At 41.5% G+C, this 17950-nt stretch carries 7 protein-coding genes; 1 reads left to right on the top strand and 6 read right to left on the bottom strand.

Annotation, left to right across the window (positions count from 1 at the left end):
- Window positions 1–255: 255 nt before the first annotated feature.
- The 6 genes from WA1_RS50910 to WA1_RS59155 all read right to left on the bottom strand — a co-directional run bounded on the left by WA1_RS50910 (window position 256) and on the right by WA1_RS59155 (window position 9330).
- Entirely contained in the window at window positions 256–2475 is a 2220-nt protein-coding gene (locus WA1_RS50910; RefSeq protein WP_336389864.1) for a pentapeptide repeat-containing protein, read from the bottom strand.
- Window positions 2460–2972, bottom strand: coding sequence for a hypothetical protein (locus tag WA1_RS50915; protein WP_017740782.1), 513 nt, complete (start codon window positions 2970–2972; stop codon window positions 2460–2462). The genes WA1_RS50910 and WA1_RS50915 overlap by 16 nt, the downstream gene beginning before the upstream one ends.
- 21 nt (window positions 2973–2993) lie before the next feature.
- Window positions 2994–3122: a hypothetical protein gene (locus WA1_RS61190; RefSeq protein WP_272819491.1), complete on the bottom strand. Its 129-nt coding sequence runs from the start codon at window positions 3120–3122 to the stop codon at window positions 2994–2996.
- A gap of 311 nt (window positions 3123–3433) precedes the next feature.
- A complete protein-coding gene (locus WA1_RS50920; protein WP_017740783.1) occupies window positions 3434–4528 on the bottom strand; it encodes a carboxypeptidase-like regulatory domain-containing protein in 1095 nt (364 codons plus the stop codon).
- A gap of 56 nt (window positions 4529–4584) precedes the next feature.
- Window positions 4585–8697: a S8 family serine peptidase gene (locus WA1_RS50925; protein WP_017740784.1), complete on the bottom strand. Its 4113-nt coding sequence runs from the start codon at window positions 8695–8697 to the stop codon at window positions 4585–4587.
- A 372-nt stretch (window positions 8698–9069) separates the two neighbouring features.
- Window positions 9070–9330 (bottom strand): hypothetical protein, encoded by a 261-nt coding sequence (locus tag WA1_RS59155; protein WP_201789262.1) that lies wholly within the window; start codon window positions 9328–9330, stop codon window positions 9070–9072.
- A gap of 254 nt (window positions 9331–9584) precedes the next feature.
- Here WA1_RS59155 and WA1_RS50930 point away from each other — a divergent pair, with 254 nt between their 5' ends.
- The gene (locus WA1_RS50930) at window positions 9585–17945 is read left to right on the top strand and encodes a YpsA SLOG family protein (RefSeq protein WP_017740785.1); all 8361 of its coding nucleotides are present in this window, start codon (window positions 9585–9587) and stop codon (window positions 17943–17945) included.
- The last annotated feature ends 5 nt before the right edge of the window (window positions 17946–17950 follow it).

Below are 17950 nucleotides of genomic sequence, written 5' to 3' on the forward strand. Positions count from 1 at the left end.
TATGAAAATAAGAGCAAAGAAAATAACTTAGCTCTAATGTAATTAATAGCCTAAAGAGTAAGAAATCAAAGCATAGAGAAGAACCTCTCCAGCCAAGCGGCAATGTGCCAATCTTATCCGAAGCGATCGCACACCGCCCTGATTTTTACGAGCATTTATCCGATATGTAACCAGACCTAAAATTTGTCAGAGTCTGGTTATACTATCAACCTTCTGTTGTTGGCGAACGCAAGGAAAGCTGGCTCATTGAAGTCCCTATCTCAAACCTAACTTTTTAGCAAAATCTTCATCGTATATCGCTTTTTCCCAATTCCTTGCTGACTTAACTTGCTCAGGAGTTAGATTCCGAACACCCCTAAAGTCAGCGCCTGACAAATCCGATTTTGATAAATTAGCTTGCAATAGATCCGCTTGTGAAAGGTCAGTATTCTGGAGACTAACTTCTGGCATATAAGTGTTTCTAAGGTTAGCGCCATTTAGTTTAGCTCTCGAAAAGTCAGATCCATTCAAATCAGCTTGCGATAGATTAGCTTGCGATAGATTGGTATCCTGAAGGCGAGATTTTGGCATATAAGTATTCCATAACCGAGCGCTCTGAAGGTTAGCTTTTGACAAATTACCTGCTTTCAAGTTAGCTTCTGAGAGGTCAGCTTTTGAAAGGTTGGCATTTTGAAGGCTAGATTTTAGCATATGAGTTTTCCATAGCCGAGCATCCTGAAGGTTAGCTTTTGACAAGTTACCTGCTTCCAAGTTAGCTTCTGAGAGGTTGGTTCGCGAGAGGTTTGCTTGGGAGAGGTTGGCTCTTGGCATATGAGTTTTCCATAGCCGAGCATCCTGAAGGTTAGCTTCTGACAAGTCACCTGCTTCCAAGTTAGCTTCTGAGAGGTTGGTTCGCGAGAGGTTTGCTTGGGAGAGGTTGGCTCTTGGCATATGAAATTTTTCCAGATTCTGCCCAGCCAAGTGCTTTTTAATAGCAATTACAAATGTTATTAATAGCGTTTCTCTGTTTAACAGAACTATTAAGCCAATTACTCCGATACCTAGACAAATTGCCAGAGTTCGGGCTATGGTAATGCGCTGTTGCTGTCTTTCGCGCTGCTTTGTCTCCCTATTCCGCTGCTGGATCTCCTTATCCTGCAGTTCTAAACTTCGCTTGATAAAAAACCGCTCCTCGTAAGCCAAATCCTTTAAATGCTTCTGCTGCCAATCTTCCGCCACAGCTAACGGTACACCTCGCAACAATGCTCCCTCGTCGTTACCTGTATTATTCCACTGACATATCTGCCTCCGTAGTTCTTCTTGCCAAGTGCGAAACTCATTGTTTTTCTTCATCCATTGAGTTAAACGATGCCAGTTTTGAATCAAAGCCTCATGGATAATTTCTACGGTCTCTTGCTGAATTTCCTTGTTATAGTTGATGACAACCAGGCGAATCTCTTCACTGTTAAGGCACGTTACCAGTTCCCAGTTATCTTCTCCCAAATTTGTACGAGTTGCGATGCGACGAGTGTATGCTGTCCCTTTTTCTGGATTGATTAATTGAATGAAAATTCGCTCTAACCGTTGTCTCTCGTCATCATTGTAGTTTTTATACACCTCTTCGGCATGGTTAGCGATTGACTGTTCTACAAAACCGATTTCTTGATAACTCTTATGAGTAAGCTGAGCGTCAGTCTGTTTTTTCCATAGTTGAGTCAGCGTGAACTCTAACAAAGGTAGATTTTCGGCTTTGTCACCTACATCTGATATTATGCGTTCAGTTAGTCCTGTTTCTAAACGTAGAGGAAACCAATTATTTTCTATGTATATACGACAAATTTTAGCCGGTTCCTCAATTACTTTTTGCAGATCTTGCTGACTCATCAGACCAATTTTCAAATCTCGATTTTGTAACTCATCTACAAAAGGACGATAGGAGAGAGCATGGTGTAAAAAGTCTGCCCGCATAGTTAGGAGCAGGGTGAATTTGGGTGCATCTCTAACACATGTGAGCAATTGATCTAAAAACTGTTGGCGCTCCTTTTCATCCTCACAAAGGGTGTAGAGTTCTTCAAACTGGTCAGCTACTAGAAGCAAACGCTCACCTGGATGCTTTGATAGAAACTGTTCCACCATCTGCTGTAACCATCGGATATTCTGGTTAAATTCTATAGTCTGCTGGTCTAGTTCATAAGTCTGAAGTTGCATTAAGGAAACAACTGCCTCTGTCAGGGTTTTGCAAGGGGATTTTCCAGGACGAAACTTGGCAATCCTCCAACCGCCTGTATCTTTCAAATAGGGAATAAGACCAGCGAAGACTACCGAAGACTTTCCACTGCCAGAAGGTCCAATCACAGCAACCAAAGGCTCTTTATTGACTAATTTCACCAGGTCTTTTACAAAAGTCTCACGACCAAAGAAAAACTGATGATGTTCTTCTTGGAAGGTAGATAAACCTTGGTAGGGGCAAGGCCAATCTGCTACATCATGGTTGATTTTTTTTTAGAGCTACCTTTGAATGGTCTTGTGATTATTTGGCGTATTTTTCTTAGAGAAGTTTCTGTATCAATCTCCACTTCGTAAGATACGATGGGTGGCAGGAGTGGCAGGGTGGCTTTCAGTTTTGCTGCTGCTGGTTTATCCAATTCATTAAGTTTTCTTAGAATTTCCTTCAACAGTTCTATAACTTCAGGAGGATAGCTATTATATCCAGAGGTTGTAATATTTTCAACCTGCTGCACAACATCAACAATGGCTTGACTAGCTTGTTGCTCAGAGATATGAAATAAGTTTGCTTCTTGACTCAGAATTTGTAAGTATTCAGACTCATGTTGACGAATACTTGGTAGTACCTCTCGTTTAAGACGTTGCTTTAACTCAAATTTTTGAGTGGGACTTGCTAGTAGGACTAGTTCCTTTTCAAATTCATCCAGCTTCTCATAGTCAATATCTAAAGTTTCTTCTAAGCGAGCTAATCTTTCCTTCGCAAGCATGAGAATATAACTCCTATGAAATTAATTTTTTGCTTTTTTAGGCAAATCTACGCAGGCATGAGTGTTGTATACAAAACTATAATAATTATAGTCAAAATCATTACTATACAGCCAGCGATCGCACACAATTCCTGTAAAATAAATTTCCATTCGGCATCTACCGCCCCATTAACATCCGTGTATACGGCATCTGGGAACGCCTACATAAAACCATACACGCTGCATTTTACCGCATAGCTTTTCGCAAAAAGCTTTACCAAACCTTGACCTTCTTCAGGAGGATGTAGACCTATGGCTTCATAACTATAAACTGGCACAGACACTCCCTACCTCCTTCTCCCTATGAGAAAAACGGTTTTCGGTAAAGCGAACGCCCGTAAACTTGTCAAGCAAAAAATGTGATTCTAGATTACCAGCATTTATCTAATGCTAAGTGTCTTACTCCTTAAATAATACTTATTTTACAGGCATCTGTTTGGATTCATTATTGTCCGTGTTGGTGAGCCATGCTCATCGTAACGAATGCATCCGTTCTCGAAGTACTGAAGATGTATTCCATTGCCAACACCTTGTTCCTTACTAACTGGAAACCCTAGCCGACCCGTCTCTCCACCCTCTTTGTCACGGTAATAACCATAAATTCCTGCAAACATTGGAAAAATCCCCCTTGAGGATTGAAAAATAGCACCACGTTCAAAGTTTTGACGTTGACCACTGTTAGTTTTATAGCGGTCTGTTTCTGGGGAACCTATTCCCTCTGGTTTTAGTCCACCTATAGCCATAAACACCTGCCAGAATTCAGCCCCAACCCAATAAGCCTTATCGCTATTGTAAGACTTGATAATTGCGCCCCTTTCTTCTGACCCATTGGTAAAATTTTGAATAAGACCATTCTCCCAAGATTGCACATTATCAATTGGAGAACCTAAAGTAAATGAACCACCATTTTTCTCGAACGTTTTGATGAAAGTACGGTAAGTAGTAAGTCCGTCGTAACCCACTTTTATAGCTTCAGATATTTTCGATTTAAGTAGATTTGGTTGAATAGATTCTGGTGAAGATGTTTCTTTCGTTGAAAATACAGGCTCTTTTAAGAGTGTAGTTGTCGTTATTTCTGAAGAGTTATCAGTTTGTGCTCTAGGAATATTTACTGGAGAAGTTGGTTTTGTCCTTTCTTCAGAACTTTTAGACAACATTGCCACACTACCTATCAATGCTGCTAAAACTGTTGCTGCTGCTGTTATCCAAGCCACTCTTATAGCTATTGGTCTTTTATTACTGGCAAAATCAGGGTCATTTTCAACAAGCCGAAATTCTTCAAGATTTGAGTTATTGGGTGATAATTCAATATAACGGTCGTTGGTTTCGTACCCAATTGCTTCTACTCGTATACGTCCATTAAGACTACTGCCGCTAATGAAGTTAACTGTAAATCTATAAACTCCTTGAGAATCAGTGTAAACAATAGGTGGAGTACCTTGAAATTCAAGAGAAACTGTAGCTCCTTTAACAGGCATATTCTTTTGATTAACAACCCGACCTATAAAATTAACCATAAGTTCAGTTAGATTGGTTGATAATTACGGATTATTGAAACTTTAATACCTTAGAGTTAACCATTTAATATGCCTATTGTTTGCGGTATTCTTCTCCAATCTCCTGGTAGATACTCCCGTCCTTTAACATTTAACTTTGAAGAGCCTGACCCATCAAGTACTATTATCCGATCTGCACCAAATTTTTTGAGGGTTTCAACTCCACGAGCCTCAGTCGATTTTTCTGCATTAAAAACTATAACTGTTTCATAAGTTTCATTAAAATCGCTATCTTTAATACCTATCAAAGTTCTTCCTATTTCTGCAAAAGGTTCTTTTATACCTTCGATTAGCGCAACCAAAATATTTGCTGATTTAGATTCTTGAAAATCTTGTTGATTGAATGGTCTAATTTTTGCCTGGTCATTCCATAATTCAAACATTAAGGCATTAGAAGGATTGGGTACCTTACCTTTGCTAATAACTTTACTGCCTTTATCATTGCCTACCTTAAGAGGAAATGACAGTTCTGTGCTAGAAAAACTCAAGTCATTAAAGAATGCACCATTATTAATAGAAAAAGCTTTTGGATTTGATGCAAACTCATCCCACGCCTCATTAATAGTCTGGACTCTGAATTTTGGACTATCTCCTTGCAAATTGCTCTCTCCATATCGAAACTGTAGAGATGCGCCTTCACTCAAATCTACAGTTTGTAAGAAACTTGAGTGATTATTATCTTGATTATGATATAAAGCTACTCCCTTTTCTGTTCTTTCTAATTTATATCCAGTTAATATTTCTTTCCACGTTCCATCATCGATACTTATGCCCTTCTTTGAGACATATGCACCTGCACCGTTGAAAATTATTGTTTTTTGAGATATAGATTGAGCACCATCTTTATCATTGGGAAGGGGTTCTACTTTCGCGAACCTTGGGATAGAGTCTTGATTCCTCTTCTGATACCAAAGCGACACCATTCTTTCTCCAGTAGCTGGAGCTACAATCCCTTCCCATCTGTAGTTACCCCAGTCAATAGTTACTTTGTGCTTCTTACCTTCATTACCTGCTTCAGCGTAAATAGTAGTCCATACAGGACCTGTATACTCTCGCCTATCGATATGCTTAGAAGATACAGCAAAATCTACTACACCTGTTCTTACTAGTTGAGTGATTAGTGGATTAGGTTTTGAATCAGAAGCAGGTGTAACAGTCTTACCTTCCCCCGATTGATAACTCACAGGCAAATAAACCGATACTCCCACCTGCGACTTACCAGCCTCACTCTCTGTAAACGCACTCCCATCTGCCTTACGAATTTCTCGCCACCGCTTACCATCACCCAAATACGTCTGGGCAATACCCCAAAGACTTTCAGCAGATTGAACAACGTGCTGTCGTTGCTTTCCAAGTTGTGCTGGAGGAGAACTCAAAATGGGCTTCGCTGCGGCATTTTCCAAACGCACAAAGGACAGTCCATCGTATTCTGCTGGTGTCAAAATGCGTTCTGAAATCCCTTGATTTGTCCAATTAGCCTCTGAAATGCGGATACGATTATCAGCATAAACTTCTTCCAAAAAGGCTACGTGTCCCCACCGACTAGCACCTTTAGCATTAGGCGACCAAACTATGAGTCCTCGCACCCCAGGTGTTAGTTTGGAAGTAACATCTAAACCAGCATTTTTAGCATCCCGCGCCCAAAGCTCAGCATTACCCAAAAACGAACCATTAGCTTTTGCCGCAGCAGGTAGCAACCCAGTATCTAGCATCCGACCATAAGCATACCAAGTGCATTGTCCCTGCCAACGATAAGCAAAGGGGTTAACTTGCCCATTTCGATAGTTATCTGAACGAGAATCGATGGGGTCAATAGGGTTAGGAGTTGGTGTTGGGTTGGGAGTTGGTGTTGGCTTAGGATTTGGTGTTGATTCCTGATTCTTGACTTCTCTAGGAATTTCAATTTGCTGCCCAGCATTAATCTGGCTAGGATTATTGATGCCATTATGTTGAGCGATGAAGTTGTAGTATGGTTCTGTGCCATTACCTATTGTACGAAGGGCAATTTCACTTAATGTATCTCCTGGTCTAACAGTGTAGGAAACCCACTCATAGCGTTTGCCCTCAAATTCATCTATTGATGCAGCTTTGGGAATCTCAATTCGCTGTCCGGGATAAATTAGGCTAGGATTATTGATGCCATTATGTTGAGCGATGAAGTTGTAGTATGATTCTGTGCCATTGCCCATCGTGCGAAGGGCAATTTCACTTAATGTATCTCCCGATTTAATGGTGTACCACTCCCAGTTATAATTCTTACCACTAAACTGAACCGACGTTGCTCTTTCTGCTGATGTGACTTTTCCTGCACCACTCCAGCTTTCAGGTATGAGGGTTGCTGGCGCATAATAAGTTTGAGGTTCGATAGTATCTGCTAGACTGACTGCTGCTTCTGTGTTCAACAAACCTGCACCCGTTTCTTCATCCCAGTTAGGTTTGTCTATGTCTGTAGCCGTCAATTTGACAGCATTAATTACCTGACGGTAGCTTAATTTCGGTCTAGCTGCCCATACTTGGGAAATTGCTCCTGTAACAAAGGCGACAGCAGCAGAAGTTCCCGCCATTGTACCTACACTATCTCCCACAGTAGAAAGGATAGGATTTTCACTGGTACCACCCTCCGCCACAATATCTAAACCGTAGCCGTAACTAGAGTAATTCGCCCGGTTTAAGCCATCGGCAGCACCGACGGTCATAATATTGTCAAATTCTTGGGAAGCTTGTCCCAAAACGGACATCACACCGCCATCGTTTCCTGCAGATGTCACAAGAAATACATTATGTTGGCGTGCATACTCAATGGCGGAACGTTCCTCTGGCGTCAACTCATAACGTGTTGTTACACTTCCATCGGGATTAACCTGCGTTAAATCAAAACTGAGGTTAACTAAGGCATTGGGATGTCTAGACTGTCGGGCATAATCCACAAATTCAACCAGTGAATTTGCCCATTGACCAGAACCAACCGCCCTACCTAACCAAATAGGTGCTTTGTCGTTGATACCATCAATGCCAATACCATTATTGCGCGTTGCTGCGATGATACCGAGAATATGCGTACCGTGTTCATTGCCCGTTCCAAAATCGAGTAATGGATTATCATCACCATCAACGCGATCGCGTCCCTTGATGATACGGCTATAATCAATATCTGGGTTATTGGCGCTAAACCCCGTATCAATAATACCAATTAGAGGTTGGTCAGTTGCAAGAAAATTAAAATTAACTGTTTGAAAAGTCTGGGGATTATCATATGGTGCGACATAAGCAAGCAACGCCCTACCCATCTGCGAATCTCGCCACTCTAAAGCAGAATTAATCACCTTATCCAAACTAACGGCTTTTCCTAGCGCCCCTCGCACCTGAAAGATAATGTCGTTATAATCCCGGTCACTCGAACCATCTACCCGCAAATCTTCAAATACAAAAGTGCTACCCTTCCCAGTGACATCCGCTATTTGCCCGACTAGAAACCCTGAGTTAGGATTAGCAAATGTCAAGGAGAGCAACGGAGACTTATCACTATTTAGGTTTGGATTATTAAAAATTTCTTGCACCGTACCATTGGGCACCAGCATAATACCAAACTGGTCTCCCGGATTCATCGTAAACGTTTTGACTCCGAAATAATCGCCTTCTTGGAAATTTCCATCTTTAGGAAATTTCCCACTAAATCTTGCCCCTTCCGAGGAGTCAGAAATCACTACATAACCTAGTGTTGAATTACTCAGCGCTCGTTTAGCAACTTCTTGGACAAAGGCATTAGAGCTTAGTTCATACTGCGCTAAACCCTTCAAACTGAAGATGGCTAGCTCTCCCTTATAAGCACCGCCATCAAACAAGTAATCAAAACTCACCTCGCCAGCATCACCTACCGTATACCAGCCAGAGCTAAATGGAGAATCCAAACTAGTACTTTCTACAGCTAGTCCTGTTCTCAAATTTGCATTCTCCGTTCCAGAAGAGCCACTGCCATTTTTGAAGTTGTAGTAGTTAGCTAAATTAAAGGCATTTGCGTAATCTGTTGAACCTAAAAGCTTTTGGTTAATACCGAGTTGTGCATTAGTGCTTATATCTTGACCAGAAGAGCCAGATAAGCTGTTTGCTGCCTCAGTAAAATCACTTAGCATATTAATGCCTCACCTGAAATAACTGGTCTGTCCTCCCATTTTTACCGACCGCTAGAGAATCATAACTAAAATTATACAAAAACTTAATATTTTTTTTACTTTTCCTAAGTAATAATACGCAATTTTGAAAGTTCTGACTCTACAGTGAAAAGCACTAGTACAGGCCGCTGGAAATGAACATACTATTAGCATTGAGATAAAAGCTTCTAAGCGTTTGCGCCTTCTGGTCTCTGCCTTCATGTACTAGCTCTTACCTACCTCCCCTGAAATTTTCGCTCTCTAAATATTATTTGATAGAGTTTTCTGGACAGTTTAAAGTGCAATGTAGAGTGGATGGCTGCAATGTCAGGGTTATGCAATCCAAATGCTGTTTCAGCAGTGTGACAATTTCCTCTGCTGACAGAGATATTGCATTTTCGGATTTTTTAAGGTCAGGCAATAGGGTTGCCATGCGTTCGCTTCTCGTTTCGGGCAATCAGAAGACAACGGATAGTTTCTGAAACGCGACAAAATCCCACTATCAATTAGGTCGTTGTGATAAAGAAAAGTCTTTACCGCTTCATCTACAAGGGTAAAAAGAAAACCTGCCACCACAGCAAACATGAAGAAAACCTGCTCTGTTTTATTAGGCAAAGGAAATTATTAAATTTAAAGTATATTTAAATACTTACTACTTAGAAACTCTGAGTGAAAAATTAGTTAGACAGGAGAGTGGCTTAAGTGTTGTCTTTATATAAAAGTATTTTAAAATACATAATTTTTACTGGGAGAAAATGGAAAATTGTTGAATAAATTACCAGGACGGAACAAGTAAAATTTAACTTTAGGGGATTTTAGCGTGAATAAACAAAATTTTTATTTTAAATTTATAAGCTTAACTCTTATATATGACAATTCAAGCTAAACATTTTGATACTAGATTAAATCAATGGATTCATACAGATGGTAATACTAATAATGCAGATTCGCTACTCAAAGAAGAACTTAATAACACTCTACTAGAACATTTTTTTCCTGGAGTAAACTTTTCGTTTGGGCATATGGACGAAAAGTCTACTGCCCTTCAACTAAAGAATCACCCGGAAGGACACAAGCTATTACTATCATCAAAAACTCGATTACTTTATGGTCCACAAGAATGTCTTGACGCAATTAGACAACTTTGTCCCGATAACAAAGATAGAGGTGCTTACGGGTCTATCTTTCTCGGTTCGTGTAAAAATGCTATCAACCGAGAGTTAAACGTTCTCGTTGTTGATGATAGCAATGGTGACAATGGCGGCGTTATCAATAACGACCAAGCCTATCGCCTCACCGGGGACTGCTACGGACAAATCTCAACCAAGTTATATCACGAGTTAACCGGACATCATGAAGGTGAGAGATACCGCGTCATCCAGCACCGCTTTGGCTGGACTGACCGAGACGGGGATGATACAAAGTACCGCTTTGGCAAAGGTACACTGCGGCCCGCCAACCTCAACCAGATTCTCAACTACCAAGACCCCAAAAACCAAACAAAAATAGACCTCATTCTTCCCCTATCCTCATTTAAGGGAACCGATAAAGACAACCCCAATGGTTCAACCAAGCCCCAAATTCAACCCGGACTGTACAGGCAAAATATATGGTTGGGGGAGAAATCACAGTCCGAACTCGGTAAAACAGCTATCTCACAGTTACTTGCTTCCTTCCCCAATGGATTGCAGGATTTTACCGAACAGCTAGAACTCGAAGCCAAAAAACTTAAGGAAGCACAGGACGAGCCTAGACAACTAGCCCAACTTTATTGCGAAAAGTACGAGAAGCGCAAAGCTTTTCTAGAAGAACAAGCAACTACACTCGAAGAACAAGCAGCAGAAGACCCAACAGTAGCAGAAGAGTTAGAAACTCTACGCGATCGCCTTACCACTGACTCGTTCATTTATAAACTTATCAAAGCTGACCTGCAAGGAGTTGGGCAGCTTCTCGAAACTGAGAAGGTACAGAGGGAACTCACCCGGTTCGTTCAAAATGAATGGAAAGAAATTGCCATCGGTAAAACCCTCGCATTTGAAAGGGCGATGGTCATTCCCTCCAAAGACCTGCAAAATGGTGAAATTTGCATTCCTCATTACCAAGATTCCGAACAAGTCCTCAACTTCCGCTCCCCCTTCCTTAACTCCAACGGTTTATGTGTCTCCACAAACAAAATGGTGGAAGATATACTCGGACCGGATGGCAAACCCCTTGCAGGTGCGATCGCTGTCTCAGATGAAACAAGCGATCGCATTTACAACCGCCTCAACAAACAACTCGTATCTATCCTTCCCGAAGCCCAAGGAAAAAATCTCCAATTAGAAGGTATTGAAAATTACTTAGACAAAAATATCGGCAAGCTCGAAACCAAAGATAAAATCGAGTTTATCAACAAATTTAATGAGTATATTAAAGAACTTCAGTCAGTCGGTTACCAACTAGAACTCCTTCCCCAAGAGTCCGAACAGGAACGCCAAGCACGCGACTACGACGGTGACTGCATTGGGTTCCTTGCAGCGAGCAAGTACCCCAATCTTACAGCAGAGGCTCTTGAGCGAAACTTACCCGAAAACGCTTACGACCCAACTGTCAAACTCAAAAAACAGTCCTTCTATCAAGAAGATGGTAGCCAGCCAGAGTTTGAAGAAATCGCCATCCACATGAGCGATGGCATTAGCGTTGGTGTAATCAACAATCACCTGACATCCATTGAAGCGCTAGAGTCAGAAATCACCATCTTGAAGAACTTCGGGAGCGAGAAAGACCAAATTGAATACGTACAAGCAGTAGACAAACACTACGAAGATTTGTTCGAGACAGAAGCCTGGGCAAAGTCCAAGGGTATAGAAGGTAAAGAAGTTCCTGACAGGTATCGCGGCTACATGGAGGAATTTGTCCAAACCGCACGACAAGAACCTCTCAACCGAGAAACCGCTTTCAAAGCAATGAGCGTTAACACGAAGATGTACCGCGAAATGATTGCCTCTGCAGCATTTCAAAACCAAATTGCGGTTGACCTCTTCAAGAGTGCTAAAAAACCAGAGATGGAGATTATCCGCAACAACAGTCGGATTCTTCATCGAGAAGTCAATTACATTCGAGACAAGAAGAAAGATGTTTATGTTGATAGCACCATTCAGCCAACAGGATACTCGCCTGTTGAATTACTTATTGCTAAAACTAACCAATACTTTGAGAAAGCCCGCCTCGAATCACGGGAACTCGTTCAGTTTCAAGATTTATTTAAAGGAGTTGAATTTTCTAACCACCAGCGCTTACAAGCAACTCTTGCCAAAAAAGAATTTGATGAATCTTTTAACCGAGCCAATCAACTATCGAGACAAAAGGAGACAGAAAAAGGACCTTCTGCAAACATTACCCTTACTAATGGCGATCGCGTCAGTGTCACTAATCTTCTTCAATATGATAGTGAATTGATTTGGAGAGCTAATAAAATCACGCTTAAACTATCAGAAATACCTGAAGAAAAGCGCAACAGCAATCGCCCGCATAAGTATATTGTCTATGCTCAAATCAACGATGAAACAGAAAATGGTAAACCCAAATTTAGGGCATTAGGAACCCTTGCTAAGGAGCAGGAAAACAAACTAGAAGAGATAGGAATTACCCTCAGACAGTCAGTCACTTCTAACAAAATATCCTTCCAGCCAGAACTGAGCGAGGGTCAGATTAAACTGCTTTACCAAAAAGCTTATCAAGCAGCAGAAGAGTTTTATAATTCGGTTCCTTCAGAGCAGAAACTAGCAATGGCTGCTGCTACTTGGGCTGTATCAACAACTCGTGAAAGCAGTCATGAAAAAGGTAACGATCCCCAAAAGAAGGTTTCTAATTTTGTATTTGCTGCCTTTCCTCAAGAAATTATCGGTCAATTAAATACGCTTAAGTTTACCGAATTTAGTATTACAGGATTCAACCGTAGCAGTGAAGTCTTCAATGAAAGTAACCCTCAAAACATTCGGTTTAATATAGCTGAAGATGGGAAAAGTATCATTGAAATACAAAACCAGGAAGGTCATTACGAAACATTTGGTAATATCGAACAGAATAACGCCCGACTACCAATTAGTACTACTGCCAATGCTAGTATTAAAAAAGGTGAAGTCTATACAGTCTCTGTGACAACCAAAGTACCAGGACTACCAGAACTTACCTTTAAAGTAGGTGAAGTTAATAAGTTTGGTAACACACTAAGGTTCAACAATGAACCTGTTATGTTAACAATTGAAAAGGTTAACTTAATCCGAGAAGACTACAGTATTTATATTCAAAATGGGAACAAACAAGAAAAATTAGGCAATATTGATAAGGAATCTGTCAAGGAAGGGATCGTCCAAGGGTGGTTAGCAGAAAAACCTGGAAATGGGCAACAACTACAGCTAAAAATTCAAGCGATCGCTACCGGACAAAATGCCTATGCCATAGCAAAAACAACTAATGGTCATTTATTCCGAATTAATATTACCAATCAAAGGTACAAAAAACAAGAACTTCACGACCAGGATTTTAGAGAAACTTTAGTTAGAGCATTTGATAAAAAGCACGTTTATATTGCCAAAATCGGCGACCAATCGCTTGGTGTTATTGGTCAACACACCGAACAAGTCGAAGCTGAATTAAGTAGGGGTAATGTACCCAAGCAGTGGGGGAGAAAAGAAAAGAGTACGGTACAAAAACTAATTGATGCAGGTATTATCCGCGAAAATCAACAACGAACCACTATTCCAGTACAAATTACCAGTAATGAAAGTACTGCTAAAATCTCCATTCATCCAGAAACCGTACAATATCCCGATCGCTGGATTAAGCGCAGTCAGCTTCTAAGTAGCGAACAACCTGTCAGGAGAGAGCAAGAGGAAAAAAGCCATAAAATTCTTGATAAGATTAACGAACGTCCTACAATTATGTTCCAAGACAGGGAACATAAATTAGTAGGGTTAATTGGATTGGCTGTTGATGAAAAGTTAGCAGAAAGAACTAAAAATTATCTTGAAAAAGTAGGAGTGTCATACGAGCAGCTTCCCGCATCACAAACTCGGTTAGAAGCCAAAAAGGGGATGGCTGTATTTATGCTTGATGAAAGTACCATCAGCAATGAACTTAAACCAACGTTCATTGAACGTGCTGGAGGTCACATCAAAAGTGCAGACACTCCTTCACAATCGACTCCGATTATTCCCGAACAAACTGTATATTTCTATAACCCAAATCAACAGTATAGTTCTGCAGATGGGTCACAAGTAGAAACGAAAGAAGCTATCGGACTACTCGTACCCGCACAAGATGCGATCGCTCTAAACACCTGGTTAGAATCAAAGGGAATTGACAATAACTACTTTATTGAAAAAAATGTAGGGACGTTTATCATCAGTAAAGACCAAATTCCAGAGAAACTAAATGAACAATTAAATACTTTACTTGGGGAAGTTATTAACATCGGTGAAATTGAGGGTTTTGAGCGTTACGAACAACTCAGCGCAGAACTCAATCAAAAACTCGAAACTCTAAGTAGCCTGCTTCCATCAAATCAAACTTCAGAGGATAGCGAGTACAAGCAAGCGCTAAAAGCACTACCAAACCGTCCAAGAGAACTATATCGAGAAGAAACACCAGTACCGATAGCTCCTGCTAAACCCCTACAGGAGGAAAAAGTTCTTACTGACCAGTTTATCAGCACATCAGTCTCTCAAGCACAAGTAGTGGCAAAAATTCTTAACGAAAGCCAACCAAATCAACAAAACTCAGAAGAAGCACAAATTCACAACCAACCAATATCGCTACCCTACTCACGCCAAGCTGACCAAACCAAAGCGATCGAAATCCTGGGTAAAATTAGCTCAGAAAAAGTTGAACAACTGCGCCAACACCTTGAAAATTATATCAAACCAGTCCTGGAGTCAGATAAATCCAACTACGCCCCAGGTCGCCAGGTAGCTTGGGTAGGGGCAAAATGGGACTTGAAGGACAAAGACTTCAAGCCAGGGGTACGGGACGATGCACTGATGAAACTGGTCAAGCAGGTATATCCTGATGCGGATATAGTTTTAGTAACCTACTCAGAACAACCTGGTGCTGGCATTAACTACCACCGCGACGATTCCTATGCCGCCATCGAAGCCCGCAGCATCAACATCGGTAATTCTGATTGGGGATACCGTGCTGCTAAGGAACAAATGATATGGACCAAGGAAGAAAATACCGCAGCAACCTATCAGGAGTTTCAACTTGAGTCGGGTACGGTAACGCGGTTTAACTGCAAGAACGAACACGCTGCTATCAATACTGAAGCTGGAAGATGGTCGATTAACATCTGGTCGATTAAAAATGATTTGGGCAAAGAAAATAGCGTTCGCCAAAAGTTTGAGAACTTCCTCGGCTCAAACCAACCATTTCGTGCAGTCATCAACAGTAACTCCGACCTTACTATCAAAAGCGATGAGTGGATACCAGGGGGAGAGATTAAAGTCAAACGCAGCTACAACTCCCTTAAAGAAGCTACGCGAAACAGTTCAACAGTACAAAGTCAGCCAACCATACAAGAACTTATCGCCATTGGGAATCAGACTACAGTCCGTGCTCAAAACTCCCAGATTCCAGACAACCCTACCATATCTGGAAAACCAGTACCAATGGTTTACTCGCTGCATATGCATGGCGAACCTCCGAAAGTACAAGTCAGTACAACTATCGATGCCATGCGCGGGTACGGTAGGGTACACACTACCAGGGGGGTAGACTACCAAAAAACTTATGGCATCAAAGAGGGAGATATTGCGATCGCAGTCGGTAAGAATAACGAGCAAGTCGCTTTCCGGGTGGGTAAGCAGTACGAAATAACTCCTCAAATGATTCAAGATCCAGCATACCAGCAAGCCTGGGCAAACTGGGAGAAGCATTCACCTAAAGAACTGACCCAAACCCAAGCGAGTAAAAGTAAAGTCTATGGGTTATTTATGGAACCCCTGGGCGATTACGTCAATAGCAAGATTGTTCCGTTCCCATCCGTACAAAAACAAACTGCCACATCTATTAATATTAGCCCCGACTCCAAAGACGGGTTGGGAGCAGCACTTGCCAATGCCACTGCACTTGCTAAAGAACAAGGCAAGTTACAGAACGATTACCAAGTTTCAATTAATGACAACCCGGTTGCAGCAGCCGGAAGGTATGGAATAGAAACCCATGCAGTCAAACCTGAAGGTGTAGCATATGCATCTGCCGAACACGCATTCAACCATCAAAAGCAACTTCATCCCTTAACGCCGGAGTACAAACTGATGGTACAAGTGCTTCAGGCGAAACTCGAACAGCATCCCCGGTTAGTTGATGCGATCTCAAAACGAGGAGGAACGGAGTGGTTAGAAAACTGCACGGCAGTTGCTACAACGGGGGGAACCCCCGCAATGCACTGCCTCACCAACATAACCAACGCCCAGGATAAACAGTGGGAAGGCAAAGGTAAAGAATCGGCATTTATCCGCGCCCTTGCTGAAGCCTATATTAATGTAGTGGAAAAATCACAACAAGTAATCGTTTCAGCTTCCCCTGCTTCCCCATTACCAGAAGTTCAAAGTCAACCAATTAAAGTTATTAGCGGTGGGCAAACTGGCGCTGACATGGGAGGACTCCAAGGCGCGAAAGCATTAGGACTACCCACCGGAGGTACAGCCGCCGCCGGATGGATGACTGAGAATGGCGCGAATCCCAACTTGCAAGAATATGGGCTTGTCGAAGGGGAAAAAGGGAATACCACTGTTGAAACTTACAACAAGCGAACAGTCGAAAACATTCGCAATGCTGATGGTACTGCCATCTTTGGCGATGTCAATAGCCCTGGCAGTCGTTTCACAGTAAAAGCCGCCCAAAATATGGGTAAGCCAGTATTACAGGTACCGCTCGATACTGCACTCAACGCTCGTCCTACAGCTGCTCAATTATTGCGTGATTTCGTTGAAACAAATCACATTAAAGTTCTCAACGTTGCTGGTAACCGAGAAAGCAAAGCACCAGGACTGCAAGCTGCTGTTGCCGAAATCGTACAAATAGGACTTGCTTACCAACAAAACCAAGACAAAAACAGCTACTTAAGTGATACAATTAATACCAAAGCAGTTGAAATCCTCGTCAGTAATGTAGATGTTACTTCACAGAAGGTTCAAACAACAAAAGAGGTTGCTCCCGGTATCAACTTCAACTCACGAGGAAATGACTCTCTAGGTGCTGTACTCACCAGCACGACAGTTAAATCTAAGCAGGTGGGAACTATCGAAGGGGAGTATCCTGTATCGTTCCGCGATAACAAAGCAATGCCAGCTGGTAACTACGGACCGGAAACCTACACCCAATCAAAACCAGAAGGGCAGCCATTTTTATCGGCAGAACAAGCCTTTTACGCATATAAAGAAACTCTACCGTTAGGGGAACCCAGAGTTCAGTTAATGGCTGAAATCTTGACAGCACGGTTTGAACAACATCCCAAACTTGTCGAGGCAGTCACAAAACGGGGAGGGGTCAAATGGCTGGAAAATTGCAGCTACAAAGTTAGCCCAGAAAATTCCAAAGCTAACTTCTGGGAGGGAGAAGGACTAAAATCACCATACATTCGTGCGATCGCACAAGCCTATACGAATGTGATGGAGAAAAATCGAGTTCAAGAGCGATCGCCCATCGAACCAATCGAACAAGTACTTAATGCTCCAGTCAGTAACCCCAAACAACAGGTTGGAGCAATGGAAGAAATTATCGAGCGAATGAAGGCTAATACAGTCCAAAACCTTCAGGATTGGTATGTAGCTGCACAACAACTCGGTAAAAGTGAAAAATATCTCAATAGAATTCAGGAGGTAACTGAACTATATGTAAAGGAAAATATTAGCCTTGAAGATACTTTTACAGCGATGGAAAAAGACCTCAAGGCACTTGAACAAATTAACGAAATCACAAGTCTTGCCCAACATATTGTTAAAACAATCGGGCAAGAAGATGTCAATGGCATCATGTCTGTAGAAACTCAAAAATATCAAATTGCTACCAAAGCTCAAGATAAAACTTACTTAATCAAGGACAAGGAAGACAATGTAATATTATATATTAGAGAAGGTAACACCCAAGTCAATAAAATAAATGATGAGATGGTACGAGACTTTAAATTCATAAGTTTTCGTATCAATAATTCACTTTATGAAGTTAAACAAGATTTAGTAGAGAGGTAACTCAA

This window comes from Scytonema hofmannii PCC 7110 (assembly GCF_000346485.2).
In the GTDB taxonomy this organism is placed as follows: domain Bacteria; phylum Cyanobacteriota; class Cyanobacteriia; order Cyanobacteriales; family Nostocaceae; genus Scytonema; species Scytonema hofmannii.

Excerpts from the sequence above, each read along its gene's own strand:
- WA1_RS50915 (WP_017740782.1), bottom strand. The coding sequence starts at position 2,972 with ATGCTTGCGAAGGAAAGATTAGCTCGCTTAGAAGAAACTTTAGATATT.
- WA1_RS61190 (WP_272819491.1), bottom strand. The coding sequence starts at position 3,122 with ATGGAAATTTATTTTACAGGAATTGTGTGCGATCGCTGGCTGTATAGT.
- WA1_RS50920 (WP_017740783.1), bottom strand. The coding sequence starts at position 4,528 with ATGGTTAATTTTATAGGTCGGGTTGTTAATCAAAAGAATATGCCTGTT.
- WA1_RS50925 (WP_017740784.1), bottom strand. The coding sequence starts at position 8,697 with ATGCTAAGTGATTTTACTGAGGCAGCAAACAGCTTATCTGGCTCTTCT.
- WA1_RS50930 (WP_017740785.1), top strand. The coding sequence starts at position 9,585 with ATGACAATTCAAGCTAAACATTTTGATACTAGATTAAATCAATGGATT.